General features: G+C 66.9%; 3 protein-coding genes. All 3 read left to right on the plus strand.

Annotated elements, in window-relative coordinates; all coding sequences use genetic code 11:
* Positions 1 to 546, plus strand: a 546-nt coding sequence (locus ACPGXI_RS17140) for an aminotransferase class III-fold pyridoxal phosphate-dependent enzyme (RefSeq protein ID WP_526655082.1), incomplete at its 5' end; no start/stop codon positions are given.
* Positions 543 to 1,160: a histidine phosphatase family protein gene (locus tag ACPGXI_RS17145; RefSeq protein ID WP_526655084.1), complete on the plus strand. Its 618-nt coding sequence runs from the start codon at positions 543 to 545 to the stop codon at positions 1,158 to 1,160. The genes ACPGXI_RS17140 and ACPGXI_RS17145, both read left to right, overlap by 4 nt.
* Positions 1,161 to 1,174: 14 nt before the next feature.
* Complete coding sequence (locus ACPGXI_RS17150) at positions 1,175 to 1,780, plus strand: TlpA disulfide reductase family protein (protein WP_526655098.1); 606 nt, start codon at positions 1,175 to 1,177, stop codon at positions 1,778 to 1,780.
* The last annotated feature ends 118 nt before the right edge of the window (positions 1,781 to 1,898 follow it).

Here is a 1,898-nt window from a genome sequence, read left to right on the forward strand (position 1 = left end):
AACGGAAAAGATCCGGTCGATGCCGACCTGTTCACCTTCGGCAAGGTCATGGGCGGCGGGCTTCCCGCCGCGGCGTTCGGCGGCAAGGCCGAGGTGATGAGTCGGCTGGCGCCGCTGGGGCCGGTCTACCAGGCTGGCACGCTGTCGGGGAACCCGGTGGCGATGGCGGCCGGACTGGCTACCCTGCGCGCTGCCGATGACGCCGCGTACGACGTGCTGGACGCTCATGCTGACCGGCTGAGAGGCTTGATCGGTGATGCCCTCAACGATGCCGGCGTCGCACATCAGATTTCCCCGGCAGGAAACATGTTCAGCGTGTTCTTCAGTGACGAACCGGTGGTCGATTTCGCGGCGGCCCGGGCCACCGAGACATGGCGGTTCCCGGCGTTCTTCCACGGGCTGCTCGACGCGGGCGTCTATCCGCCGCCGAGCGCTTACGAAAGCTGGTTCGTCTCCACCGCACTTGATGAGGAGGCCTTCGACCGTATCGCCGAGGCATTGCCCGGTGCGGCGCGTGCGGCAGCCCAGGCTTCGGTGCCGGCATGACTACTGACACCGTCAAGACGGTCGTGCACGTGATGCGCCACGGCGAGGTGCACAACCCGGACCAGATTCTGTACGGCCGTCTGCCCGACTATCACCTGTCTGACCGAGGCCGGGCGCAGGCGCAGGCGGTCGCTGACTGGCTCGCACACCGCGACATCAACTACGTGGTCGCCTCGCCGCTGGAGCGCGCCCAGGAGACCGCGGCGCCCATCGCGGCACACCACGGTCTGGCCGTCAACACCGATGACGAGCTCATCGAATCGGCAAACATCTTTGAGGGGCAGCGGGTCTCGCCCGGAGATGGTGCGCTGCGGGACCCCCGAAATTGGTGGCACCTGCGCAATCCGCGCACCCCGTCCTGGGGTGAGCCGTACCTGCAGATCGCGGCGCGGATGACGCGGGCGTTGCGTCGCGCCAAGACTGACGGGAGCGGCCACGAAGCGGTGTGCGTCAGTCATCAGCTACCCGTCGAGACGTTGCGCAGATCGATGACAGATAAACCGCTGCACCACTTTCCGACCCGGCGTCTGTGCAACCTGGCCTCGGTCACGTCGTTCTACTTCCACGGCGATGCCTGCGTGGGCTGGGGGTATGCGGAGTTGGCCGGACAGTGACACGGCCGGCGGCCATGGGGCGTGCGCTGGTGACGGTGTGCGCGGCCGTAGCAATGGCGGTGGGTTTGGTCACCGGATGCGCCACCGGCAGCGACGCGGTGGCTCAGGGGGGCACCTTCGAGTTCGTCGCGCCGGGCGGCAAGACCGACATCTTCTATGACCCGCCGATGGACCGCGGCCGACCCGGACCGCTCAGCGGGCCGGACTTGATGGACACCGATGAGACGATTTCGCTCGATGACTTCGCCGGCCAGGTCGTCGTGATCAACGTGTGGGGACAGTGGTGCGCTCCCTGCCGCACCGAGATCACTCAGCTGCAACAGGTGTATGAGGCTACCCGTGACCTGGGGGTTGCATTCCTGGGTATCGATGTGCGGGACAACAACATCGACGCGCCACGGGACTTCATTATCGACCGGGGCGTCACCTTCCCGTCGATCTACGATCCGGCTATGCGGACGATGATCGCCTTCGGCGGCCGCTATCCCACCACGGTGATCCCGTCGACGATCGTGGTGGATCGCGAGCACCGGGTAGCTGCGGTGTTCCTGCGTGAGTTGCTCGCCGAGGACCTGCAGCCGCTGGTCGAGCGACTGGCCGCCGAGACTCCGGCGAAATGAGCCTCGACACGGCCGGTGAGTTGACGGCCAGCGGTCCGCTACTGCTGGCCATGGCGGTCAGCGCGCTCGCGGGCTTGGTGTCCTTCGCCTCGCCCTGCGTGATTCCGCTGGTACCCGG

The sequence above is a fragment of the Mycobacterium sp. genome, from assembly GCF_049608025.1.
Classification (GTDB): Bacteria; Actinomycetota; Actinomycetes; order Mycobacteriales; family Mycobacteriaceae; genus Mycobacterium.

What these genes read in the sequence shown, in the direction of transcription:
- ACPGXI_RS17145 (WP_526655084.1), top strand. Translation starts at nt 543, where the DNA reads ATGACTACTGACACCGTCAAGACGGTCGTGCACGTGATGCGCCACGGC.
- ACPGXI_RS17150 (WP_526655098.1), top strand. Translation starts at nt 1,175, where the DNA reads ATGGGGCGTGCGCTGGTGACGGTGTGCGCGGCCGTAGCAATGGCGGTG.